Below are 23331 nucleotides of genomic sequence, written 5' to 3' on the forward strand. Positions count from 1 at the left end.
ATAGAAACTATGTGGTTTTCAGCCACTTTCACGGCTGTGCCGTGAATAATATAGGATTAGTATTCTTCTTCCTCTTCTTTTTCACTGATATCATTTACCGGGCGCTCTAAGCCTTCGATCCTGATACCATTCTTCTCTGCATAATCCCAGAGTGCTGCATGGATTGCTTCCTCTGCAAGCAGGGAACAGTGTACTTTTACTGGTGGAAGTCCGTCTAATGCTTCCATAACTGCTTTGTTGGTAACTTCAAGTGCTTCCTGGATTGTTTTTCCTTTTACAAGCTCAGTTGCCATGCTGCTGGTTGCAACGGCTGCGCCGCATCCGAAAGTTTTAAATTTTGCTTCTTTAATGATTCCATTATCATCAATATCAAGATACATTCGCATGATATCTCCGCATTTTGCATTACCAACGGTACCAACACCGCTTGGATTCTCCATCTCTCCAACGTTTCTCGGATGATTAAAATGATCCATTACTTTCTCACTGTACATATCTGATTTCTCCTTCTTTATCTCTCTACGCTCAATTTGTTTTTAATTATACAAATCCATTTTTTGCTCTTGCAATTTGTTTTCATTTTGCAAATTTAAATTTTTTACTCTTACAGATCTGCTCTGATTTTATTTATTCTGTTCTTTTACAAAATCCTCATATAATGGGGACATGCCGCGCAGACGCTCAATGATCTTCTTTAACTCATCTACTGTGTAGTCGATCTCTTCCATCGTGTTCTTCTCGGATAAAGTCAGACGCAGGGAACCATGTGCGATCTCATGCGGCAGACCGATTGCAAGAAGTACATGGGATGGATCTAATGATCCCGAAGTACATGCAGAACCACTGGAACCACAGATTCCTGCCTGGTCTAAGAGAATCAGCATGGACTCTCCCTCGATGAAACGGAAGCAGAAGTTTGCATTGTTCGGCAGACGGTCTGTACGGTGTCCGTTTAATCTGGTATAAGGAATTTCTTTTAATATACGCTCGATCAGATGATCTCTTAATGCGATCTCTTTTGCACTGCGTTCTTCCATATTTTCTTTTGCAAGTTTTGCAGCTGTACCGATTCCAACGATACCCGGAACATTATGTGTACCGGCACGACGTTTTCTCTCCTGTGCACCGCCGTGGATAAAGGAACGGATCTTAACACCTTTGCGGATATACATCACACCGATACCCTTTGGTCCGTTGATCTTATGACCACTTGCACTTAACATATCAATGTTCATCTCTTCCACGTCGATCGGGATATGTCCGAATGCCTGAACTGCATCTGTGTGGAATAATACACCATGATCATGTGCGATCTTTCCGATCTCTTTGATCGGCTGGATTGTTCCGATCTCATTATTTGCTGACATAATGGATATCAGGATCGTATCCGGGCGGATCGCTTTCTCTAATTCCTCAAGGCTGATCTTTCCGTCTTCATCGACATCCAGATAAGTTACTTCATAACCTTTCTGCTCTAAGTATGCGCAGGTATGAAGGATCGCATGATGCTCGATCTTGCTTGTGATGATATGTTTTCCTTTTGACTCATATGCCTCTGCAGTTGCCTTTAATGCCCAGTTGTCTGACTCACTGCCGCCGCCGGTAAAGTAGATATCCTCCGGTCTTGCATTGATCAGATCTGCAACATTTGCTCTTGCCTCATCAACTGCTTTTTTGCTCTCTCCTGCGAAAGAATAAATAGCGGAAGGGTTGCCATAATGCTCTGTAAAATATGGGAGCATTGCATCTAATACTTCCTGATATACCTGTGTGGTTGCTGCATTATCTAAATAAATTAATTTTGCCATGATATCGTTCCTTTCTTTGTCCTTATCTTATCCATTTTATACGGTACTCATACTCGCCAAAACCCATATATTCTGTATGTATCCATAATCAGCCCGTTTTATTTCCTAGTTTGTTGATATGATATAAGTATTATACATCATCAATTCCTATTGTCAAGATAGGAATTGCAATTTTTTGTGCAAAAACAAGAACAATCTGTTTCCACTAAAGCGAGTGACAACCTTCCTATATAATGCTATAATAAAGCGCTGAGTGCAACAGGTATCTTTATATTTTAATAGATAATTTTACTCAGGAAAGGTTTTACAAACAGAATTTATTTGATGCACAAAATGGTGCAGGAAATGAGGATTTTTATGAACCAGCTATTTTCACCGGAACTGATCCCGGATTATATGCACGCGCACCCGGAGTACGGGGTAAAGCGTATTTTAACTTATACTGTGTATCGTTTTTTATCTTTTGCCGGAGAAGAAGATGATACACTTGCAGCTTATTTAAAAGATACGCTGTTTCCAATGGACGAAACTCTCGATTTTTCCCTGATCGATGATTATCTGGATTTAGATCCTTATTTCTGCCCGGTACTAAAAGAGGGCAGCTTTGACGTATTTTTCTTATATACTGCGATCAGCATTTTAGAAAATGCCTTTGACGAATTTGCTTTAGGCGATGAACTTGCCATCATAGATGACCTGATCTTAACAAAATATCCGGTGCTTGGCTCCGTATCATTAGATGATGCAGGTATCCGCCTGGATGCACTGATCGGCAATGGAGCCGAATTTTACGCTGTTTTGTATCTTGCCCTGACAAGATATCCATCTGCCCTTGGCAGTCTGCTCCCACAATTTGGTGCAGCTTACCACGACAGCTACCAGTTCACCGGTGACGATACGGCACTTTACGATTTCATGGACGAATATTTTGAAACAAAAAACTGTCTGCTTCAGCCGTTTTTTGCAGAGCTTTCCAATACACTCGTTGCCGCGACACTCGGCTATTACAAAACAGACTTAGAAACACTCCTCGCAACAGAAATTCCTGGAATTTTAAACGGATCTGCTTCCCGCTTTGCCATACAGAAACGTTTTGGTGCACTCGGACTTACCAGACTGCCGGATCATGACAGTTGTCTTGCACTGTTGTCGGAGTCTTTCCGCTACGCAGCACTTTATGAACTGCGCAGCAACCTCTTTGACTATCATCTTGAGGAAGATCGACTGGTTACAGCAGATAACTGGAAAGATACGATCCGTTTTCATTTTGTACAGTACCAGCACATCTACGAACAGGCGCTTGACGGATTTTATGCGGCTGTCCTTTCACGTAAGCTGCTGCTTGCAGAATTTTCGGAGGAATTGAAAAAACTGGGGTTCTGATCCCCCAGTTTTTTTATTCTTTTCCTTCTTCCGATTCCGGTTCTCTCAGATCACGGATACGCACCTGTTCGATCCTCTTGCCGGACATCTCAGTCACTTCTATCTCAAGTTTAAATTCTTCATCCACATGAAAATCTCCGGCTTTCGGAATACATTCAAACTGTTCCATTACCCAGCCACTGACCGTCTGCACGTCAAATTCTGCCTCACGGTCCAGACATTCAAACAGTTTCTCAACTTTTGTTTTTCCGGCGACCAGATATTCATTGTCACTGATCCGCTCAATCTCAGTTTCCACCTTATCGTGCTCATCCCAGATCTCGCCGACAAGTTCTTCTAAGATGTCCTCTAACGTAATGATTCCTGCCGTTCCGCCATACTCATCCATCGCAACCGCAATGTGCAGTTTTTTCTGCTGAAGTTCCCGCAAAAGATCATCGATCTTTTTATTTTTTGTTGTAAAAATCACCGGCCGCACAGACTCACGAATTGTCACATCCGAGTGGTAAATAAAGTTGTAAAAATCTTTCTGATATAAAATACCAATGATCTGGTCAATATTTTCCTCATAAACCGGAAGTCTCGAATATCCCGTATCCGCAAATATTTTTGCAATCTCATCTTTTGGCATATCCACTGGAATTCCGACAATATCAATCCGTGGTGTATAAATATCCACCGCTTCAAGTTCATCAAATTCGATTGCACTGCGGATCAGCACACGCTCATCCTCTCCGATACCTCCGCCTGCCTGCGCCTCATCAACAATCGTAAGCAGTTCTTCCTCTGTGATTCCTGTCTCTTCCTCTGATTTAAAGATATGTGATAACAGTTTTTTCCACTGTGCAAACACAAAATTAAGCGGCGTCAGGATTTTTACCAGCACTGAAATGATCGGTGCAGAAAACAGAGCAAATTTGTCCGGCGATTCCTTTGCAATACTTTTCGGTGAAATTTCGCCAAAGATCAGGACAAGCACTGTTGTAACGATCGTTGAAACACTTGCTCCCTTTGCATCCCCAAGTATCTTTACAAACAAGATTGTTGCAAGTGAGGACGATAAAATATTTACGATATTGTTTCCGATCAGGATCGTTGACAAAAGATTGTCATATTTTTCTTCCAGTTCCAGTACCAGGGCTGCCCGTTTATTTCCTTTGTCCGCCATATTTTTCATGCGGATCCGGTTCAGAGATAAAAAGGCTGTCTCTGTCGCCGAAAAATAAGCTGACATGATAAGACATACCGCGATAATGATAAAAAACAATGAGTCACTTCCCATAAAAAAATAATTCCTCTCTTTCCACGCAAAAAAGCATAGCTGCAACTGTCTGCTTCTCCAGACGGCAGTTATGCTTTCTTATATTTATATATTGATATCATAAGTCTGTTATTCTGATTCGGGTAAGGATCCGCGTCCCCGTCCGCACTGTCTGACATAGTACTCTCCATTCCTGCATGTGAATAACTTTACCTTCACACGAATTTCATATAAATTGTGTTTTAGATGTATTATATCAAAATGCCTCTTACATAGCAAGGAATTTTTTTCCAGTTTCCATTTTTTAATTTTCCCTGTTTTCAGTCGGTTTTTCCTCTCCCAGATACATGAACGGTAAAAATAACGTTTTCAAAGATTCCGATTTTGACCAGTCAATTTTAGAAATAAAAGTTCCAAAGGATCTCATCGCATTCTGGTGATTTCGAATACTGAAAAAAGTTCCGACTGCAGCCTTATTCGCTTTATTGATTATTCTTCCAATTTTTGCATCCGAATCTTCATCTCTGTCTGTGACAACCATTAATGAAGATATGTCCTGCTCAATAAGCATATTATTTACACGATGTTGTTTCACAAAATGCGCAAATTTACCATTACCGCCAACCCCACATAAGACAAGCTGATTTCCATCTTTCGAAAGACTCTCAATGTGCTCATATTCATCAAGCGGGACTATCCCAAGTCTGTTACTTTTTTCGAATTTCCATTCATACACATAATACTTTTCTGTTTTCGTACACATATTTACCCGTAACATTCCGGGCAGCTATGTTACTGCCTTTATCTGAATCAACTTTTTTTAATATAATAACCTTAATTGGATCATTGATATCATGATTATTTTCATAATCACCATATCTTAATATTGCATCAATAGCTTCAATACTATGAGTTGCTATGAATAATTGAACGTTCAGTTTATTTGCAAGTGCAAATACAACGTGAAACAATGTATCGTAATATTTTTTATGCAGCCCCGTTTCTATTTCATCGATCATTAGTATCGAGTCTGCGGCATCAACCAATTTATTAAGAATATATAATATTTTTTTAATACCATCGCCATAAACAGAAAACGGCATATTTACACCATTCTTTGTGATAATGGACTCTAAATATGATCCATCATCTGCTTTTGTATAACAAATATCTGCAATCGAATCATCGAACTGTCTTAAAATATCAATGACAAGTTTCTTGTATTCTGTATTATCTACAATATTCTTTAGTAAATCATAACGCAAATGTCCAAAGGATGGGATATAATGAACCTCTCTTTTTATCATAGATCCTGTGATCCCAGTGTCCAAAGAAGTGCCGTTTACAACTTTTTCTACTGGCTTATTTTCGATTTTGGTAATAATGCTTCCTGTAAATAATTTCGCTGTTTCAGGGATAAAAGCTGACTGCCTTCGATACAGTGCCATCTGGCGGGGCGACCGCGTTGACTGTTGAAGCGCTTCATCACTGGAAATAGTTCGTTCATATCCTCTCAATTTAAACTCAAGCGGTCCACTATTACTGTCCGCATAAATATCAACGCCCAATTGTTCTTTGTTTTATTTAATCATCTCCCTCGATATCTTCAAAACATATTACCAGTCTTGTGTGCGTAGCCGATGCAATCTTTTGCAATGTTTCTATTCTGGGAACTACTTTACCATTTTGTATTTTGCTAATATTAGATTGGGACATATTCGTAATACGGCACAAATCCTCCTGTGTAAAATTATTTTCATCCAGCACTCTCTGTATTTCCTCCGATACTCCACTCAGAACTTCATGCAAAGTATCCTGTGAGTTATCTATCATTTCTTCTCTCGATTCAGAAACAGGTTTTTTTAAGTTGTTGATCTGTTCGAATATAGACTTCATATCTTCGTTACTCATAACAACAGCCTCCTTATATGTTAAGTACAACATATATTGTTAAAAATATCCATTAAATTGTTATACGTGACATATTTCAAACTTACCTTTCAATACCCCGAAAATACAAATAAAATTTGCTGTCAGCTCCGAATTATGGTATACTATAATAAATATATTTTAAGCGGGGCACATTTCCCCTGATAGGATTCCGTTTCCTGTCAGGGGATCATCCTATAGACAGAAAAGAGGTATTTTTATGCAGGTTAACGAATCATCTGAGAACTATTTAGAGACCATCCTGATCCTTAGCAAACGTAATCCGGTCGTACGTTCCGTTGATATCGCTGAAGAGCTTGGTTTTAAAAAATCAAGTGTCAGCGTTGCAATGAAAAACTTACGCGAGAAAAATAATATCACCGTTACCAAAGAAGGATATATTTATCTGACCGATTCGGGTCGTGAAATTGCAGAAATGATCTATGAACGTCATGAACTTTTAACAGACTGGCTGACACGTCTCGGTGTTGATCCAAAGATCGCAGCCGAAGATGCATGCCGCATGGAACATGTCATCAGTAAAGAAAGTTTTGATGCGATCAAAAAACATATCAAATAAATTGATACATAGTACTAAAAATAAGAGGTTCTCACCGGAACAACTTCCGGGAGCACCTCTTATTTTTATAACTTTTTTATTTCTGTGCTGTTTTTCGCACTATTTATATTGTCTGCGGAACTGTACCGGCGTCATCTCATACGCTTTTTTAAACAAACGGTTAAAATGTTCCACATTCTCATATCCAACGCTTGCTGCGATTGATTCCACCGTCTGATTTGACTCTTTTAAAAGTCTTCTTGCTTTTTTCATTCGCGCAGCTTTTACCGCATCCTGGAATGTCATACCGGACTTTTCCTTGATATACTTGGAAAGATACGGTTTGGAGAGTCCGAATTTTTCAGCAAGTACATCCATCGTCACATCCACATAATTATTCTGAATGTAATTCATGATCTCCATAATGCGCTCATCTCTGCCCTCAATGATATTTTCACTTTTCGCCATCTTATTTGTGGCAGAAACCAGTGCTGCAATAGAACTCTTGATGATATCTTCATCCACACCAACACCCCAGAAATGTTTTCCCTGGCAGATGATCTCCACGTAAGCTGCTGCCTTTGAGGAAGATCCCTCTGAAATCGCATGCTCCTGATAGGCTGCCAGCTCATAACTGATGCCAAAATACATCTTTATCGCATTGCTGACTGCATCGAGACGTCCATTTCCGGTTGTCTCGATTACTCTGCGCTCACCGTTCTGTTCAATCGTCACACTTGCAGCAATACCATCTTTCTGCTCGAAGTGACAATCAGGCACATCAAATACATCTTTGATGTTGATATAGTGTTCATTAAATATCTGATAGATCATATCCGGAGTCAGTTCCTCATGTCTGTGATCAGATACACCTTTGATCAGGTAACCAACTTCTTCTTTCATCTTATCCGGCAGCGACATACCAAAGTTCTGCTTTAATACGAACGCAACCCCGCCCTTACCGGACTGGCTGTTGATACGGATAACATCAGACTCATACTCTCTTCCAACATCCTTCGGATCGATCGGCAGATACGGAACATCCCAGCGTTCACCGCTCTTTCCTGCTTCTCTCCATGCCATACCTTTTGAGATCGCATCCTGATGGGAACCGGAAAATGCGGTAAATACAAGATCTCCTGCATATGGAGTACGTTCATAAACTCTCATTCTGGTAAAACGCTCATATTTTTCACGGATTGCTGCGATATTGGAAAAATCAAGTTTCGGATCTACACCATGACATACCATGTTCATTGCAAGTGTTACGATATCCACGTTTCCGGTACGCTCTCCGTTTCCAAACAAAGTACCCTCTACACGGTCAGCTCCTGCTAACACACCAAACTCAGCGTCACTGATACCGCAGCCTCTGTCGTTGTGCGGATGTACGCTTAAGATCACGTTGTCTCTGTATTTCAAGTGTTTATGGATATACTCGATCTGACATGCAAATACATGCGGCATTGCGATCTGTACCGTAGTCGGGATATTGATGATCGCCTTATGCTCTGCATCCGGTTTCCAGACATCCAGTACTGCATTGCAGACTTCCACCGCGTAATCAACCTCTGTTCCCGGGAAACTTTCCGGACTGTACTCAAATGTAAAGCTTCCATCTGTCTGTGCTGCAAGATCTCTTAACAGAATTGCTCCGTCCACTGCCAGTTTCTTTACTTCTTCCTTGCTCTTTTTAAACACCTGCTCTCTCTGTGCAACAGAGGTGGAATTATAAAGATGGATCACTGCATGCGGTGCACCTTTGACTGCTTCAAATGTTTTTTTGATGATATGTTCACGCGCCTGTGTTAAAACCTGTACGGTAACATCTTCCGGGATCATGTTACGCTCGATCAACGCACGCATAAAATTATACTCTGTCTCTGAAGCTGCCGGGAAACCAACCTCGATTTCCTTAAATCCGATATCTACAAGCATCTGGAAAAATTCGATCTTCTCCTCTAAGCTCATCGGCTCGATCAGAGCCTGATTACCATCACGCAGATCCACGCTGCACCAGATCGGCGGTTTTTCGATCGCATCCTTCTTTACCCAGTCATATGTAACTTCCGGCGGCATAAAATATGCCTTTCCATATTTTTCTGCAACATTAAAATTCATATTCATTCTCCTTATCCTGTTTTAACAATGATTCTATTTTCTGTGTGTCACTTTCTGTTTTCTGTCCGGAGAGCTTTTTGTGTAAGAAAAAATGTCATAATAATTTCTCATGATACAAAAAATCTCTGTATGCAAAACCTGTGTGGTTTTGTCATACAGAGACGCAAAATTTTCTTCACGCGGTACCACTCTGTTTCATGAATGACCTGTATCGTCATGCATGCACTCATCCGGCACTATCATGCCTTTTCCCTCTTACGGCGGGCGATCCGTCCAAGCCTACCCAATATCATCTGCTCATTCATAATGCATCCGATTCCTTCAGCCGGCAGCTCCAAGGCGAGTTCACAACTTCACTCTGACTGCCTCGCACCTTCCGGCAGTTCTCTGATTTCCATTCCGCTGTTACTATTCCTTTTCATTGCATTTCATTTTCTGTTCTACATAATAACATACCTTTTTCGAGTTCCGCAAGGTGTGATTTTATCAATTTTATTGATTTATTTTAATCTTCTATATTTTAAAACTGAAAATCTTCATAATCTTCCGGTGTAAAACGATGATAGATCAGATGGCAGCCCTCATCCGCGATGCAGTAACGGTAATCATCCGGCACCCCATCCTCAAAGTAAACCAGATAATCAAATTCTCCGTGTGTCGTCCGTTCTACATGTACATGATCCGAATATCTGTGAAACTGCTGTAAAAGCTCGTCTATCGTGCAGCCATGTTTTCCGATTGTTTCTATAAAACTGGAAATGAACTCACTTCCGTTCGTGTGTTCATGCACATAATCAACACCGCTCGGCGGAATTGCAATGCAGAAACGCTCACCTTTATTGGAGATTTCCACCCCGCCAAGTGTCTGCACCGTCTTTTTTGAAAATTCTGCAAGCAGTTCTGACATCTCTTTTTCTGCTACATCGGTATGGAAGAAACGGTTCAGCGAGGTAATCGGATAATATAACCGGATCAGTTCACTCCGGTAACCAAGTTTTATCTGTTCTTCCTGTATGACCTCGATGATATTTTTTTCAAGTCCCGTAAAATCCACTGCCTTTTCCATTTCTTTCTTCCTTATTATTTTACTCCCACTGTGTCAGACCGATAAATTCCGGCTTATTATTTTACTTCCACTGTGTCGGATCAATCCATTCCCACGCTTCTTATTTTCTCATAAAATTCAGATTACATACTCGCCGGCACGCTGTCTCTCGTAGTCCACTAAATCTGCGAGTGTGATACTGTCAACAACCTGGTTGATCGCCTCGTTCATTTTTTTCCACACCAGAACTGTTGCACAGTCATTCATCTTATCACAGGTGTCTTCATCCTCGACGCATGCCACCGGTGCAAGGCTTCCCTCTGTCAGGCGTAATATCATTCCGACGGTATATTCTTCCGGTCTTTTTGTCAGAATGTATCCTCCCTGTGCACCACGAATGCTCTTTACATATTTTGCCTTATTTAAAACGGAAATAATCTGCTCTAAATATTTATCTGAAATTTCCTGACGTCTCGCAATATCCTTTAAACTGATCGGCTCTCCGGTATTATTCAGTGCAAGATCCAGCATCAGGCGTAACGCATATCTTCCTTTTGTTGATATTCTCATATTTTCCTCATTTCTGCGCTGTTTTTCATATTTTAGGCTTGCGGATGCAGCGCAGCCGCAAACTTATGAATAAACGATTCTTTTATCATCGTATTAGAAGTATATCCGACTATTCATACCATGTCAATAGGAATTAAAGTATTCGTTAAAATATCTCTTTGCGCCACTGATATTTTGAGAGATCAACACATCCGTCTTTTACCTCTATGCCATCCGCTTCCAAAAGTCCGATCTGCCTGTTTTCGCCACCAAATGCAAAGGCCTCCGAAACTCTCCCCTCACGGTTTACTACCCGGTAACACGGGATTCCCTCCGGATCCGGATTTACATGCAGCGCATAGCCGACCACCCTGGCCCACCTTTTGTTGCCCGCAAGCGCTGCCACCTGTCCATAGGTTGCAACCGTACCGCGTGGAATCTGTTTTACAATGTCATATATTTTTTCGTAGGAATTTTTCTGTTCCATGCTGCTCCTTAAGTATAGACTATGATTCGCTCAGCAGTCTTATTATATCATGAAGCCCGGCTTCATGATCGTGATCTACACTCGCTCTGCTCGGCAGTCTTATTATACCATGGATTACTTTTTTGCGCCATTCACCTTGCAATCATGTTAAGAACATGCTAAAATTTTAATTTGTGTTTTTATAAATTTTTAATACTTTTTATACTTAGGAAAGAATTGGAGTACAAAAGACCTATGAACGAACTAAGACCAAAACTATTTGACGTAATGAAGGGATACACAAAAGAGCAGCTCATCAAAGATATCCTTTCCGGTATCATTGTGGCGATCATTGCTCTTCCACTTTCTATCGCACTTGCGATCGCTTCCGGTGTCGGTCCGGTACAGGGACTCTACACTGCGATCGTTGCCGGATTTTTTATTTCCTTTTTCGGAGGAAGCCGTGTACAGATTGGCGGACCAACTGCCGCATTTGTTGTTATCATCTATGGCATCGTGACCACTTACGGTACAGACGGACTGATTGTCGCAACAATCATGGCAGGTATCATTTTATGTATTATGGGTCTCTGCCATTTTGGTTCCCTGATTAAATATATTCCTTATACGATCACGACAGGTTTTACCTGTGGTATCGCAGTCACCCTGTTTGTCGGACAGATCAAAGATTTTCTTGGACTTGATATGGGTGCTGTTCCTTCTGAATTTATTGAAAAACTTGGCGCCTATGCTGCAAATATCACAACCATCAATCCGGTTACCGTCGCAATCGGTGCCGTTGCACTTGTGATTTTAATTCTGTGGCCGAAAGTAACTGACAAACTGCCGGGATCCCTGATCGCAATTATCGTGACAACTGCCATCGTTTATTTTGCTAAACTGCCGGTCAACACGATCGGAAGTGTTTACGGAGAACTTTCCTCCGAATTTCCGTCTTTCCACATGCCGGCATTCAGCTATAAACTGGTACAGGAACTGATCTCCCCGGCATTTACGATCGCGATTTTAGCCGGTATTGAATCCCTGCTTTCCGCAGTCGTATCTGATGGTATGATCGGTGACACCCACAAGTCAAATGCCGAACTGATCGGTCAGGGACTTGGAAATATTTTTTCCGGCCTGTTTGGCGGAATCCCTGCTACCGGAGCGATTGCCCGTACTGCTGCAAACGTAAGAAACGGCGGACGTACCCCGATCGCAGGTATCACACACTGTATCACTTTAAGCATTATTTTAGTTGTTTTAATGCCGCTTGCTTCCCTAATTCCTATGACAACATTAGCCGCAGTGCTTTTAGTCGTTGCATGGAACATGGCAGACTGGACTTCCTTTTTCCATCTGTGCAAAACTGCTCCAAAGAGTGATATGATCGTACTTGTTGCAACATTTTTCCTGACTGTATTTTTTGACCTTGTCGTTGCCATCGAAGTCGGTGTCGTACTTGCCGCACTTTTATTTATGAAACGTATGGCAGAAACTGCCGATGTCACTGCCTGGAAATATGCAGATGAGCCGGATGTGACCCCTGGCGAAGCCGAGAAAATGCGCGACATTCCACACTCAATCCGTGTATTTGAGATCAGTGGACCGCTGTTTTTCGCCGCAGCCGATGAAATTCTTACAATTACCAGTGACAAGTCAACCAAAGTCATCGTTATCCGTATGCGAAGTGTTCCGGCAATCGATGCGAGTGCAATGCGTTCCCTGCGTGACCTTGCTGCCCGTGCGAAGAAAAAACATATCACTTTGATCTTCTCACATGTCAACGAACAGCCGATGTCCGTTATGAAAAAAGATCACTTTATCGAGCTGATCGGGGAAGAACATTTCCTTCCGAATATTGTGGAAGCTCTCGATTATGCGGAAAATATGGTCGCAGATTCCGGTCATAAGGCTGCGAAATAACAGAATTTATTTATTCTTATGATGATATATCGGATTAGGATGGCTGCACACTTCCTTTTACTGTGTCAGCCATTCTATCTCCGCGTCCTCTGTCGATGTTTCCATCTCTGCCTGACCTTCCCCTTCTTTTAAAACGATGCAGTTGTGATTGTCATCCACCTGAACCTGATAAAAATATTTCAAATCGTCGCTGACACCATTACTGTACTGATATTCCACAAAATACTGCGCTTGTGCCGGTGTTTCGGCAGGTTCGAAACCAAACGACGTCTCTTTGATCTCACAATCCGAATCATATTGATCTAAATACTCCTGAAAAATTGGATCTGTGTATCCTCTTGCAATCTCACTTCGATCATACAGCTCCTGCATCACGGCATCTTCCTCTATACCGGCGGATCCGCTATTTGCTCCACATCCTGCCAAAAACATTCCCATGATAAGCAGCAAACCTGTTATTTTACTCCTGCGCATCGTATGTATACCTCCCCTGCAGAGTCTCATACTCTGCATGCCCGGTGCTCCAGGTTCCTCCTTCCACCAGAAGAGACACTGCCTTGGCATCATAGGCGTCCAGATAAGTATTGACTACGCTTCCAACTGTCGCGTACTCTCCTGCCGTTCCCATCTGATTTACATATTCCTCAAATGTTTTCGACAGATCAAGCGTTATGGTATCCTCTTCCTGTTTAAAATCAAGCACTTTCACATCCGACGGAACCACACCGGCATCGATCAGCGCAGCCATGATATTTTCAGGCGTAAGCGCATCGAGCGATACCGTTTCTGTGTCAAAACCATCTGCATTTTCATTGCTTTTATATATGGTAATATTATTGTCTTCTTTATCAGCATTTTCCCGCCTGCCACAGCCTGATGCTGTCATAAGAACTATCGCTGCTAAAATCAATGCCATTTTCCGTGTTACACTTGTTCGTTTCATATTTTGCCTCCTCTTTTCCATCATTTTTCCTTTCAATCACGATTCATTTTTACCTTTTGGGTATATATGAAAATTTTGCTCGGAAAATACCCATAATTTTCCCTTAAATCCGCGTTTTTTGAGGATTTTTTTGTGATAATGGACATACACAGATAGTTTTTCATGCTATATGCCTTATACTCGCTTCGCTCGGCAGTCTTATTATATCTTATCTCATTTTGTTTTTGTTAAACCTTCGTCTAAATTAAGAAAATCTTCCATATTTCCAACCATAAAATACACGTTCTGCGAACACTCTATGATTAAGTGAAACAGCAGTCTTCACAGTTCATCCATATCTCCCCCGCAGATGCGCACCGATATCTCCGTCACATACTCCTCCACCGTCTCCGCCATCAGCTGATCCACCGTGTAAACTTCCAGGAACTCTTCCGCCAGTGTAATCTGATGTTCATCTGCATAAGCAAGAAGTTTCCGGTAAGCCTCCCCGATGTTTCTCCAGTGCCCTTTAAAATAAGTTGTCAGATATTTCCCCGCAGGCATAAAATGGCAGGACATGCCGCCCGGCTTATGTTTCATCAGCAATATTACGTTGCTGTAATTTGCATAGATCTGCCGCCTGACATCTTTTGCATACTGGATGTAACCAATCTCATAACAGATGCTTTTGCTGTTGTTCTCATAAAAATTGATCAGTTCCGCTGTGCGCTCCGCAAATTCTGATTCCGAAACGTCTAAAAATGCATCCATCAGATAATATCTGCCCGGTTTTTCACAGACAAATATTTCATCTTTTTCTTTCTCTAAATATGCCCTGATTTTTTTACTTTTTTCTTCCATCCACTGCCTGCGATCCTTTAACAGCCGGATTTTTTCTGCCAGAATCTGTTCCTCTTTTTCAAACAGCTCCAATAATTTTTCCGGAGTCCGGTCACTTAAAAAGGTCTGGATCTCTTTTAAAGACATACCAAGTTCCTTTAGCATAATGATCGCTTCGAGCACTTCGATCTGATGGATCGAATAATAACGGTACTCGTTATCAAGCACGATCTCCGGCGAAAACAAGCCGATCTTATCATAATGAAATAAAGTGTTTTTGGTGACGTGCATGAGCTTTGCAAGCTCACCAGTTGTCAGATATTGACTTTTGTCCACTTTTAATCTCCCCTCACGAAAAAAGTTCTTGACTATATGGTAACAATATAGTTTATGATAGCATTTGTGTCTCAAAACCGCAATTTCCATCCGCGCTGACACAACATTTAAAAATATTTCAAAGGAGGAACCCATTATGGCACAGTCCATTGGTCAGAAATTCACACCTGTCACTTTATTAAAATTCGCATTACCATCCATGGTCATGATGGTACTCATGTCCTGTTATACAATCACGGACGGGATTTTTATCTCGCGCTTTCTTGGAGATAATGCGCTGTCCGCAGTCAATATCGTCTATCCGGTCATCAATATCGTACTCGCCATCGGCGTCATGCTCGCAACCGGAGGAAGCGCCGTCGTTGCAAAGAAAATGGGCGAAGGGAAAGACGATGAAGCAAAAGATAACTTTTCCATGCTCGTGTTTACCGGTGTTGTGGCGAGTGTTGTCATCCTGATACTGACGATTTTATTTTTAGAGCCAATCTGCCGCGCTCTCGGTGCAAATGATTCATTACTTGCAAACTGCAAGGCATATCTTTTTACCGTTGTTTTATTTGCCCCGGCGTGCATGCTGCAGAGCCTGTTCCAGACGTTCTTCGTGACAGCGGGAAAACCACACATTGGCATGACGTTAGTCATCAGTGCCGGTATCGCAAACGCCGTGTTGGACTATGTATTTTTATCTCCTCTTGGATTTGGCATTGAAGGAGCCGCCTTAGCCACCGGTATCGGTCAGCTCATACCTGCAGTCGTGGGACTCTTCTACTTTTTCTTTGTCAGGGGAGATCTTTATTTTACAAAATTTCATTTTCATGGAAGTGTCCTTTCTACTGCAAGTTTTAACGGTGCATCCGAGATGGTAACGAATATTGCAAACGCTGTGATTACTTATGCATTTAACAAAATCATGCTGCGCCTTGCCGGCGAAAACGGTGTTGCCGCAATCACGATACTGCTTTATTCCCAATTTTTATTTAATGCTCTTTTTCTTGGATTTTCCATGGGTGTTGCACCTGTGATCAGTTACAATTACGGTGCAAAAAATACAGGCGGACTGAAAAGCGTCTGCAAAATCTGCAGACGCTTCGTGATCGTTTCTTCTATTATAATTACTATTTGCTGTAACCTGCTCTCCGAGCCGATCGTACTTTTGTTTGTGGGTGGAAAAACAGCGACTTATGACCTTGCCGTCAGCGGTTTTTCGGTATTCTGTGTGACCTTTTTGTTCAGCGGTTATAACATTTTTTCATCCGCTCTCTTTACGGCACTCTCAGACGGTAAAACCTCGGCAATCATATCCTTTACAAGAACCTTTGTTTTTATCCTGCTGTCACTCCTCACACTGCCAGTCATTTGGGATGTGACCGGTGTGTGGCTCGCAATCCCGGTGGCAGAGTTTGTGACACTGTTTTTATCGATTTTTTATCAGCGCCGCAAACGGACGGTTTATCATTACGCCTGAGCAGCCGCTTTCTTTCCAAGGTATGCCAGAACATCTTTTCTGGTTACGATTCCGATAAATACCCTTTTATCATCTACAACAGGAACGAAGTTCTGGTTCATTACCTTGTCAAACAGATTCTCCATGGATTCATCGATCTTTACCGCCTGATTATCCCTTCTACGCTCAATCGACGTGATCGGCATATCCTCAAGCAGTTTCAGATCCGGGAAATTGCGGTCCTTTAAAAACCATAGTAAATCACCTTCTGTGATCGTACCGATATATTTTCCTTCCACGCTAAGCAGCGGAATAGCTGTATAACCATGATGTTCCATTTTCTCAAGCACCTGACGCATGGTGTCCGTTTCTTCCACATGTGCTACGTCTTCCTTCGGTGTCAGAAAAAATAAAATGTTCATATGTGTTGCCCCCATTTGTTTATTGATTTGTGTGTTTTGATTATACTACCATTTCGGGGGTTGGACAACAAGGGAGTTATAACCTTACTATTTTCATTCCTCATCCACTAAAATCATTTCAAATATTTCATCACTTACCCTAAGTTCATGCATACTCTGGTTCTTCGCCAGATATGGTAACACCATTAATTTCTGTTGCACTTTTCCTTTATTATCAATTTCAAAATCATACTCAGAAAGTTTTGATTCCAGGCAAGCCGCATAAAATTGTTGTGCAGACAATCTTGTTTTCACACCAGTCATATGTAAAAAGTTCATATCCCGAAATCCTACATTTACTGTCTTTATATCTTTCCTTTCCCGATATATGATTAGAAACTGTTTATCATTCAGTTTTTCTTCGTATTGCTTTACAGCTTCTATCATAATCTTTAAAGCTGCTTTCTTGTCATACTTTGCCATCCATACCCCATTAACTTGAAAAAGGCTGCCCTTTCGGACAACCTTTTCTCTTTTCTTTTAATGCTGATTTTCTGTTGTCTGCCAGCCTACGAACTGGCTAAAATGTCAGATTTTTAAGGTGTCAGCGCACCCAGACAGATTTATCTGTCTGGGTACTATTATTATATGAACACCGTCTTTTTATGTCAAACAAAGCAAATTCTTTTCTGAAAATTTTGTGCATAATTACAACATCTGCACTAGCTACCCCTAATACAAATAAAACCCCCGTATACTACCGTTTCCAGCAATATACGGGGACATTTTTCAATCGTTATTTAGCTGTAATCGGGACTTATCTGCTAATTGATTAGCAAACACCCTGAGCTAACATAGCGTCTACAACCTTCTCAAATCCGGCAATATTTGCACCGGCAACATAGTCAGTCTGTCCACCAACAGTTGCATTGTATCTCTTTGCAGCGTCAGAAATGTTAGCGTAGATCGTCTCCATGATTCCTTTGAGTTTTCCATCAACTTCTTCGAATGTCCAGGAAAGTCTCTCGGAGTTCTGGCTCATCTCAAGTGCAGATGTAGCAACACCACCGGCATTGGCAGCTTTACCACCTACAAAGAGAACACCTTTCTCCTGTAAGTATTTGGTAGCTTCCAGTGTTGTAGGCATGTTAGCACCCTCTGTTACGGAAGTAACACCGTTTGCAACTAACATCTTAGCATCCTCAAGGTCTAACTCGTTCTGTGTAGCACATGGAAGAGCTAAATCTACTTTGTACTGCCATACACCGTGCTCACCGTTTTCTTTTGCATGATACTCTGCAGATGATTTTGCAGCTGCGTACTCTGTCAGACGTGCACGTTTTACTTCTTTTACTTCTTTTAATAATGCAACATCGATTCCTTCCGGATCATAGATCCAGCCTGTAGAATCAGAACATGTTACAACTTTAACGCCTAACTGCTGTGCTTTCTCGATTGCGTAGATAGCTACGTTACCAGATCCGGAAACTGCAGCTGTCTTGCCTTCAAGGCTCATACTGTGATCTTTCCATAATGCGTTTGTCAGGTATAACAGACCATATCCTGTAGCCTGTGTACGGGCAAGTGATCCACCGTAAGTAAGTCCTTTTCCTGTAAGAACACCTTCGAAGGAACCACGGATTCTCTTATACTGTCCGAACATGAAACCGATCTCTCTTGCACCTGTTCCGATATCTCCGGCTGGTACGTCGACGTCTGCACCGATGTATTTTGAAAGCTCTGTCATAAAGCTCTGGCAGAATGCCATGATCTCTCTGTCTGATTTGCCCTTAGGATCGAAATCAGAACCACCTTTACCACCACCGATTGGAAGTGTTGTAAGTGAGTTTTTGAAAATCTGCTCAAAACCTAAGAATTTGATAATACCAAGGTTTACAGATGGATGAAGTCTTAAACCTCCCTTGTACGGTCCAATTGCATTGTTGAACTGTACACGGAATCCTCTGTTTACCTGAACCTGTCCATTGTCATCTACCCACGGAACGCGGAACATGATCTGACGATCCGGCTCTGTAATTCTCTCTAAGATTGCATTCTTTCTGTATAACTCTTCGTTTGCATCAATAACAGGTCTTAAGGAATCAAGAACCTCTGTTACTGCCTGTAAAAATTCAGGCTGATCTGCATTTTTTTTCTTTACTACTTCGAGTACTTCATCAACGTATCCCATTTTACAATCTCTCCTTACTTATAGTATATACTCCATACAATGCCATTTACACTGCATGATCCTAACGGTTCTCCCGCTGGTTTCGTTTTGACACACTTATTTTATTATAAAATGAATCCATGTGCAATATTTTTTTCTTTATTTCACTAAATTATTAAAGTTTCACAGTGTAACAAGCCATTTTTTGCAGGATTCCAGGTTCAATTATTCATTTTCCACAAAAAATTTTATATCATCTAAGTATCGTTTTCTTGTCTATTTTTTTGTTATTACGGTTTTTACGTCACTGTAAGCGCCTTTTATATTCTTTCCACCGGATTTTTTATAGGAACAGATTCTGACATAATATTTTTTACCGGCTTTCAGCTTTCCAATCTTCTTCGATGTCGTCCTGTTACTTGAAACTGTTGTGCTTTTCACATTCTTCTCAAAACGTTTATCGGTAGAATATTGTATGATATAGCCGGTCGCCTTCTTATCCTGTTTCCACTTTAACGCAAAACTGCCCTTTGCAGTCGATTTCAGCGAACCCGTTTTTGCTTTTACCGGCTTTACCGTCAGCGCGATCGTCTTTTCAGCCGCCTTATAATTACCACTTGCAGCTACACGGATCTTAATTTTTGTTTCTCCGTAATTTTTAAGTGTAACTACCCCGTTTTTACTTACGGTGGCGATTTTTTCGTCCGCAACCTTATACGTCATCTTCCCTTTTCCATTCGTTTTCGCATTGATGGAAAATGTTGTGGTGCTGAAGGTTTTTGTGATGTTTTTCGCCGTGATCTTCGATTCTTTCTGCTTTTCATCTGACTCCGCTGAACTGTTTACAGAAAAGAAATTCACTGTATAAGATACTTTCTGGTCAAGTCCTGTAATTTTTACCTCAAATGTATCTCCCGGCTGATAACTCAGATTTTCCGGACGGAAAATAATACATCCTTTCTGTCCATAATTACTGTTTTCCACGTTAAAATAGCCATCGGCTTTCTTTTCTGAAAAAGCCCATTTTTTCTGATCCGACTGCCTTATGAGAGTCACTTTCACAGCAAATTTGTCCACATCTTTCCCCATGCTGATGCTCCATGGATAACTGCTGCCAAAAAACTCTACCGGCATATTCTGGGCCGGCCATGCCACACCATAATAATCCGTCGGTTCATACCAGTTGTCAAATGCATACATCGCCGCATAAGTTCCATGTGATCCATATACCCAGCCAAATCCTGTTTTTTCCATCGGCGGATTTAAAATCCATCTTCTGTGTCCGACGCGGTCTATATTGTAATCATCACCATCATTCATCCATGCTTTTACCAGATGATACCCGAGTCCGCATTTCCAGCTTGCATAGGAAAGATTGCCACTGGATGCACCGGATGCCCCCAGTTTATAAAGGCTGTCGTCCATTCCTGCCGGTTTTGATGGAAAATGTGATAAGGTTCCATTTGCTGAGTTAACCAAAGCTGCCGCCTGTTCCATTTTGGTATAAGAAGAATCAAGCCCCACTGCATCAATTCCTGCAATATAACGGATCGCATTCATGGTATTTAATGCTGATTTCTGACTGCTCTCACTGATCGTACCCGCCTGATACGGCTTTACATCCGATGCCTTCTTACTGTAGGTCGTCTCTGCGTCAATATTTACCTTTTTACTTTTCAGGTAATCCTTAATTTCCTTCTGGCTGTGATAATTGACATTGATCCCCGTACTGGTGGCTGCATAACAGTTGACGGAACCAATGCAGAATATAACGATTGCCAGCATCACTGCATTCTTTAATAATAATTTTTTCACCCGAATTCCCCCCTTGTGATATTTTTTTACTATAACACAGTCCGTTTTGATGAACAATCATCTGGCATTAAAAAATGCAGGCGCCCCATCTGCACCTGCATTTTAAACTTTTATTTTTTATAAAAACCGATAAATAATAATTGCGATTAATACACCAATAATGCTTGCGATCGTAATCTTGATACTGAGTCCGAATGTAATGATCAGGATTCCAAGATCCAGCACGATTGGATTTGCAAATCCAAATGTCTGTCCATAATTAAGCCAGCTTAAAAACGGCACTCCCGCCGCAAGGCTCCCGATAAAACCTCCAAGTACGATCCCTGCCAGCAAAAGTAAAAACAATGCCCAGTTATTTTTTCCCGCAATTCCTCTGCTCATACCGTTCCTCCGTTTTCCTTCGTAATATGCCCTCTATTTTATCACGGAAGCCGGCTGCAAACAACTAATAATCATATACCTGTCCAAGCTCTGTAATATCAATCTCCGGATCTGACTGCGCACCTGGCGCTGCTTTCATGCCAGCTTTTCCGGATTTACGCGTAAGAATAATTAAGTAACGATATACCTCTCCCTTTGAATTTTCCGCATCAATTTTCACAGACGTGTACTCCTTCTGGATCTTTACAGAATCTCCATTTTTCATTTTTTTATCCTTGGTCATCGTATACCTTAAAGTTTTGGAATCCCGATAATGATCATTACTGAACATTTTTTTCAATTTCCATCCCTTTTTCAATTTATAACTTACTTTTACCTTGAATTTATCTGAGAAATAGCTGCAAATCTTGGCTGTGCCGCCCTTATATACATTTTTCCCATTTAATTTGACATAAGAAAACGGATCTGCTTTTTTTACTGTTATATTTTTGGATAATGTATAAGTTTTTCCACCCTGCTTTACTTTACAGCTTATCTTGCATTTTCCGGCTTTTAATGGTCTGCAGTCAATTCCCTGATTAACATTATGCATACCGGCATACTCAAGCACCGACGGATTTGAAAATTTAATATTTGTCACCTTTGCTTTTGATGAAACATTAACAAATTTGATCGAATCCACATAGCTATCCTCGTCCCCTACAAAAACAATCTGCTTTGTCTTGTCAAATGCAGGCACTTTTTTTGATGCTGCCATTGCATGCTCCTGTGGTACCACCAAAAGTAATGTACACAACAGTGCAAATACTAAAATTCCTGTCAACCAGCTCTTTTTTTCTCTTATCATAACTTTCCTCCCATGATGATATTTATTTGATAACAGCCTGCTCGCTTTGCAGGCAATTACAAAACCTGTTCTGCCATCTCTTTTAAGATCTGCGCTGATTTCCGGAGCTGTTTCTGCTCATCCTCATCTAAAGAAATCGGAACCTGTCTCTCAATTCCGTTTTTTCCAACGATCGCCGGCATACTTAAGACAACATCCTCCACACCATACATTCCATGGATCATACCGGAAACCGGAAGGATCGATTTTTCATCGCGCACGATTGCCTCGCAGATCCTCTTTACAGACATCGCAATTCCATAATAAGTTGCATTTTTCTTTGCAATGATCTCATAGGCACTGTTGCGCACATTTGCAGCAATGCGTTCCATCGAGTCATCATGATTGAAATGTCCGCGCATCTCGCAGAATGTATTTAGCGGGATTCCCGATACATTTGCACTGCTCCATGCAGCGATCTCACTGTCACCATGCTCCCCGATGATAAATGCATGCACGCTCCGGCTGTCCACACCAAGATGCTCTCCCAGCTCATATTTTAAACGTGCCGTGTCAAGCACCGTACCGGAACCGATCACGCGGTTTTCCGGCATTCCGCTCAGCTTGTGTGCGGTGTATGTAAGAATGTCGACCGGGTTTGATACGATAAGCAGGATTCCCTGATAATCTCTCTTTGCGATCTCCGGGATGATGCTCTTAAAAATGCCAACATTTTTCTGTACCAGATCCAGCCTCGTCTCGCCCGGTTTCTGGTTTGCACCGGCTGTCACAACGATGATTGCCGCATCCATGATATCGTCATAACCGCCCGCATAAATTTTCATCGGTCTTGCAAACGGGATTCCATGGGAAATATCCATCGCCTCCCCTTCCGCTTTCTCTGTATTTGCATCAATCAAAACCATCTCGGAAAACAATCCGCTCTGCATCAGTCCAAACGCTGATGTCGCTCCTACAAATCCGCATCCGATCACTGCCACTTTTCTGTTGTTTAATTCTAACTGTTTCATGAAAACCTCCATTCTTGCGCTGCTTTTGCGCATCTTAAGTTTGTGCGCAAGCACAAATCCTGCGTGTGAAAAATCTTATTTTTCACACTGATGTCCTTGTCTCTGGTATCATATTAAT

24 protein-coding genes and 1 other annotated feature are annotated in these 23331 nt (G+C 41.5%); of the genes, 4 read left to right on the plus strand and 20 right to left on the minus strand.

Features of this window, described 5'->3' with window-relative positions; translation table 11 throughout:
* Nucleotides 1–56: 56 nt before the first annotated feature.
* Nucleotides 57–494 carry a Fe-S cluster assembly scaffold protein NifU gene (gene nifU, locus DW650_RS12385; protein ID WP_118210091.1) on the minus strand — a complete coding sequence of 146 codons (438 nt, stop codon included), beginning with the start codon at nucleotides 492–494 and terminating at the stop codon, nucleotides 57–59.
* A 129-nt stretch (nucleotides 495–623) separates the two neighbouring features.
* Complete coding sequence (gene nifS, locus DW650_RS12390) at nucleotides 624–1808, minus strand: cysteine desulfurase NifS (RefSeq protein ID WP_118210092.1); 1185 nt, start codon at nucleotides 1806–1808, stop codon at nucleotides 624–626.
* 357 nt (nucleotides 1809–2165) lie between these two features.
* Here nifS and DW650_RS12395 point away from each other — a divergent pair, with 357 nt between their 5' ends.
* The gene (locus tag DW650_RS12395; protein ID WP_243102953.1) at nucleotides 2166–3191 is read left to right on the plus strand and encodes a hypothetical protein; all 1026 of its coding nucleotides are present in this window, start codon (nucleotides 2166–2168) and stop codon (nucleotides 3189–3191) included.
* A 13-nt stretch (nucleotides 3192–3204) separates the two neighbouring features.
* Here DW650_RS12395 and DW650_RS12400 read toward each other — a convergent pair whose 3' ends face one another.
* From DW650_RS12400 to DW650_RS12415, 4 genes are all read right to left on the minus strand, one after another.
* The gene (locus DW650_RS12400) at nucleotides 3205–4473 is read right to left on the minus strand and encodes an HlyC/CorC family transporter (protein WP_118210130.1); all 1269 of its coding nucleotides are present in this window, start codon (nucleotides 4471–4473) and stop codon (nucleotides 3205–3207) included.
* A 283-nt stretch (nucleotides 4474–4756) separates the two neighbouring features.
* Nucleotides 4757–5230 (minus strand): hypothetical protein, encoded by a 474-nt coding sequence (locus DW650_RS12405; protein WP_147403016.1) that lies wholly within the window; start codon nucleotides 5228–5230, stop codon nucleotides 4757–4759.
* Nucleotides 5181–6020 carry an AAA family ATPase gene (locus tag DW650_RS12410; protein WP_118210094.1) on the minus strand — a complete coding sequence of 280 codons (840 nt, stop codon included), beginning with the start codon at nucleotides 6018–6020 and terminating at the stop codon, nucleotides 5181–5183. The genes DW650_RS12405 and DW650_RS12410 overlap by 50 nt, the downstream gene beginning before the upstream one ends.
* Nucleotides 6021–6036: 16 nt before the next feature.
* A complete protein-coding gene (locus tag DW650_RS12415) occupies nucleotides 6037–6363 on the minus strand; it encodes a helix-turn-helix domain-containing protein (protein WP_243006905.1) in 327 nt (108 codons plus the stop codon).
* Nucleotides 6364–6601: 238 nt separating this feature from the next.
* Between DW650_RS12415 and DW650_RS12420 the strand changes: the two genes are divergently transcribed.
* Complete coding sequence (locus DW650_RS12420; RefSeq protein ID WP_117922073.1) at nucleotides 6602–6961, plus strand: metal-dependent transcriptional regulator; 360 nt, start codon at nucleotides 6602–6604, stop codon at nucleotides 6959–6961.
* A 99-nt stretch (nucleotides 6962–7060) separates the two neighbouring features.
* Here DW650_RS12420 and DW650_RS12425 read toward each other — a convergent pair whose 3' ends face one another.
* The 4 genes from DW650_RS12425 to DW650_RS12440 form a co-directional block, all read right to left on the minus strand.
* The gene (locus DW650_RS12425; RefSeq protein WP_118210095.1) at nucleotides 7061–9067 is read right to left on the minus strand and encodes a 2-isopropylmalate synthase; all 2007 of its coding nucleotides are present in this window, start codon (nucleotides 9065–9067) and stop codon (nucleotides 7061–7063) included.
* 148 nt (nucleotides 9068–9215) lie between these two features.
* Nucleotides 9216–9492, minus strand: a binding site (T-box leader).
* A gap of 89 nt (nucleotides 9493–9581) precedes the next feature.
* Nucleotides 9582–10127 (minus strand): DUF3877 family protein, encoded by a 546-nt coding sequence (locus tag DW650_RS12430; protein ID WP_118210096.1) that lies wholly within the window; start codon nucleotides 10125–10127, stop codon nucleotides 9582–9584.
* 117 nt (nucleotides 10128–10244) lie between these two features.
* The gene (locus DW650_RS12435) at nucleotides 10245–10676 is read right to left on the minus strand and encodes an RrF2 family transcriptional regulator (protein WP_015522474.1); all 432 of its coding nucleotides are present in this window, start codon (nucleotides 10674–10676) and stop codon (nucleotides 10245–10247) included.
* Nucleotides 10677–10821: 145 nt separating this feature from the next.
* The gene (locus DW650_RS12440) at nucleotides 10822–11142 is read right to left on the minus strand and encodes an MGMT family protein (RefSeq protein ID WP_006858879.1); all 321 of its coding nucleotides are present in this window, start codon (nucleotides 11140–11142) and stop codon (nucleotides 10822–10824) included.
* A gap of 234 nt (nucleotides 11143–11376) precedes the next feature.
* On the opposite strand from DW650_RS12440, the gene DW650_RS12445 reads away from it, so the two are divergent.
* On the plus strand, nucleotides 11377–13047 hold the full coding sequence (locus tag DW650_RS12445) for a SulP family inorganic anion transporter (protein ID WP_055195921.1): 1671 nt from the start codon (nucleotides 11377–11379) through the stop codon (nucleotides 13045–13047).
* Between the two features lie 57 nt (nucleotides 13048–13104).
* On the opposite strand, the gene DW650_RS12450 is transcribed toward DW650_RS12445, so the two are convergent.
* From DW650_RS12450 to DW650_RS12460, 3 genes are all read right to left on the minus strand, one after another.
* Nucleotides 13105–13521, minus strand: coding sequence for a hypothetical protein (locus tag DW650_RS12450; RefSeq protein WP_006858881.1), 417 nt, complete (start codon nucleotides 13519–13521; stop codon nucleotides 13105–13107).
* Entirely contained in the window at nucleotides 13508–13990 is a 483-nt protein-coding gene (locus DW650_RS12455) for a GerMN domain-containing protein (protein ID WP_241070799.1), read from the minus strand. The genes DW650_RS12450 and DW650_RS12455 overlap by 14 nt, the downstream gene beginning before the upstream one ends.
* Nucleotides 13991–14311: 321 nt before the next feature.
* Nucleotides 14312–15145, minus strand: a complete 834-nt coding sequence (locus DW650_RS12460; protein ID WP_158576226.1) for a MerR family transcriptional regulator — start codon at nucleotides 15143–15145, stop codon at nucleotides 14312–14314.
* Nucleotides 15146–15281: 136 nt separating this feature from the next.
* On the opposite strand from DW650_RS12460, the gene DW650_RS12465 reads away from it, so the two are divergent.
* Nucleotides 15282–16610 carry an MATE family efflux transporter gene (locus DW650_RS12465; RefSeq protein ID WP_022112594.1) on the plus strand — a complete coding sequence of 443 codons (1329 nt, stop codon included), beginning with the start codon at nucleotides 15282–15284 and terminating at the stop codon, nucleotides 16608–16610.
* Here the strand turns inward: DW650_RS12465 and DW650_RS12470 are convergent.
* The 7 genes from DW650_RS12470 to DW650_RS12500 form a co-directional block, all read right to left on the minus strand.
* On the minus strand, nucleotides 16601–17011 hold the full coding sequence (locus tag DW650_RS12470) for a CBS domain-containing protein (protein ID WP_022112593.1): 411 nt from the start codon (nucleotides 17009–17011) through the stop codon (nucleotides 16601–16603). The genes DW650_RS12465 and DW650_RS12470 overlap by 10 nt on opposite strands.
* A gap of 93 nt (nucleotides 17012–17104) precedes the next feature.
* A complete protein-coding gene (locus tag DW650_RS12475; RefSeq protein ID WP_015522467.1) occupies nucleotides 17105–17473 on the minus strand; it encodes a PBECR4 domain-containing protein in 369 nt (122 codons plus the stop codon).
* Between the two features lie 349 nt (nucleotides 17474–17822).
* A complete protein-coding gene (gene gdhA, locus DW650_RS12480) occupies nucleotides 17823–19181 on the minus strand; it encodes an NADP-specific glutamate dehydrogenase (protein ID WP_118210099.1) in 1359 nt (452 codons plus the stop codon).
* A 255-nt stretch (nucleotides 19182–19436) separates the two neighbouring features.
* On the minus strand, nucleotides 19437–20975 hold the full coding sequence (locus DW650_RS12485) for a CAP domain-containing protein (RefSeq protein WP_243102954.1): 1539 nt from the start codon (nucleotides 20973–20975) through the stop codon (nucleotides 19437–19439).
* Between the two features lie 117 nt (nucleotides 20976–21092).
* Entirely contained in the window at nucleotides 21093–21356 is a 264-nt protein-coding gene (locus tag DW650_RS12490) for a DUF4321 domain-containing protein (protein ID WP_118210100.1), read from the minus strand.
* 64 nt (nucleotides 21357–21420) lie between these two features.
* Nucleotides 21421–22203 carry a hypothetical protein gene (locus DW650_RS12495; RefSeq protein WP_118210101.1) on the minus strand — a complete coding sequence of 261 codons (783 nt, stop codon included), beginning with the start codon at nucleotides 22201–22203 and terminating at the stop codon, nucleotides 21421–21423.
* Nucleotides 22204–22259: 56 nt separating this feature from the next.
* Entirely contained in the window at nucleotides 22260–23213 is a 954-nt protein-coding gene (locus DW650_RS12500) for an L-lactate dehydrogenase (RefSeq protein WP_044998470.1), read from the minus strand.
* Nucleotides 23214–23331 lie beyond the last annotated feature (118 nt).

The sequence above is a fragment of the Roseburia sp. AM23-20 genome, assembly GCF_003470905.1.
Taxonomy (GTDB): domain Bacteria; phylum Bacillota; class Clostridia; order Lachnospirales; family Lachnospiraceae; genus Roseburia; species Roseburia rectibacter.

Excerpts from the sequence above, each read along its gene's own strand:
- nifU (WP_118210091.1), bottom strand. The coding sequence starts at position 494 with ATGTACAGTGAGAAAGTAATGGATCATTTTAATCATCCGAGAAACGTT.
- nifS (WP_118210092.1), bottom strand. The coding sequence starts at position 1,808 with ATGGCAAAATTAATTTATTTAGATAATGCAGCAACCACACAGGTATAT.
- DW650_RS12395 (WP_243102953.1), top strand. The coding sequence starts at position 2,166 with ATGAACCAGCTATTTTCACCGGAACTGATCCCGGATTATATGCACGCG.
- DW650_RS12400 (WP_118210130.1), bottom strand. The coding sequence starts at position 4,473 with ATGGGAAGTGACTCATTGTTTTTTATCATTATCGCGGTATGTCTTATC.
- DW650_RS12405 (WP_147403016.1), bottom strand. The coding sequence starts at position 5,230 with ATGTTACGGGTAAATATGTGTACGAAAACAGAAAAGTATTATGTGTAT.
- DW650_RS12415 (WP_243006905.1), bottom strand. The coding sequence starts at position 6,363 with ATGAGTAACGAAGATATGAAGTCTATATTCGAACAGATCAACAACTTA.
- DW650_RS12420 (WP_117922073.1), top strand. The coding sequence starts at position 6,602 with ATGCAGGTTAACGAATCATCTGAGAACTATTTAGAGACCATCCTGATC.
- DW650_RS12425 (WP_118210095.1), bottom strand. The coding sequence starts at position 9,067 with ATGAATATGAATTTTAATGTTGCAGAAAAATATGGAAAGGCATATTTT.
- DW650_RS12430 (WP_118210096.1), bottom strand. The coding sequence starts at position 10,127 with ATGGAAAAGGCAGTGGATTTTACGGGACTTGAAAAAAATATCATCGAG.
- DW650_RS12435 (WP_015522474.1), bottom strand. The coding sequence starts at position 10,676 with ATGAGAATATCAACAAAAGGAAGATATGCGTTACGCCTGATGCTGGAT.
- DW650_RS12440 (WP_006858879.1), bottom strand. The coding sequence starts at position 11,142 with ATGGAACAGAAAAATTCCTACGAAAAAATATATGACATTGTAAAACAG.
- DW650_RS12445 (WP_055195921.1), top strand. The coding sequence starts at position 11,377 with ATGAACGAACTAAGACCAAAACTATTTGACGTAATGAAGGGATACACA.
- DW650_RS12450 (WP_006858881.1), bottom strand. The coding sequence starts at position 13,521 with ATGCGCAGGAGTAAAATAACAGGTTTGCTGCTTATCATGGGAATGTTT.
- DW650_RS12455 (WP_241070799.1), bottom strand. The coding sequence starts at position 13,990 with ATGAAACGAACAAGTGTAACACGGAAAATGGCATTGATTTTAGCAGCG.
- DW650_RS12465 (WP_022112594.1), top strand. The coding sequence starts at position 15,282 with ATGGCACAGTCCATTGGTCAGAAATTCACACCTGTCACTTTATTAAAA.
- DW650_RS12470 (WP_022112593.1), bottom strand. The coding sequence starts at position 17,011 with ATGAACATTTTATTTTTTCTGACACCGAAGGAAGACGTAGCACATGTG.
- DW650_RS12475 (WP_015522467.1), bottom strand. The coding sequence starts at position 17,473 with ATGGCAAAGTATGACAAGAAAGCAGCTTTAAAGATTATGATAGAAGCT.
- gdhA (WP_118210099.1), bottom strand. The coding sequence starts at position 19,181 with ATGGGATACGTTGATGAAGTACTCGAAGTAGTAAAGAAAAAAAATGCA.
- DW650_RS12490 (WP_118210100.1), bottom strand. The coding sequence starts at position 21,356 with ATGAGCAGAGGAATTGCGGGAAAAAATAACTGGGCATTGTTTTTACTT.
- DW650_RS12495 (WP_118210101.1), bottom strand. The coding sequence starts at position 22,203 with ATGATAAGAGAAAAAAAGAGCTGGTTGACAGGAATTTTAGTATTTGCA.
- DW650_RS12500 (WP_044998470.1), bottom strand. The coding sequence starts at position 23,213 with ATGAAACAGTTAGAATTAAACAACAGAAAAGTGGCAGTGATCGGATGC.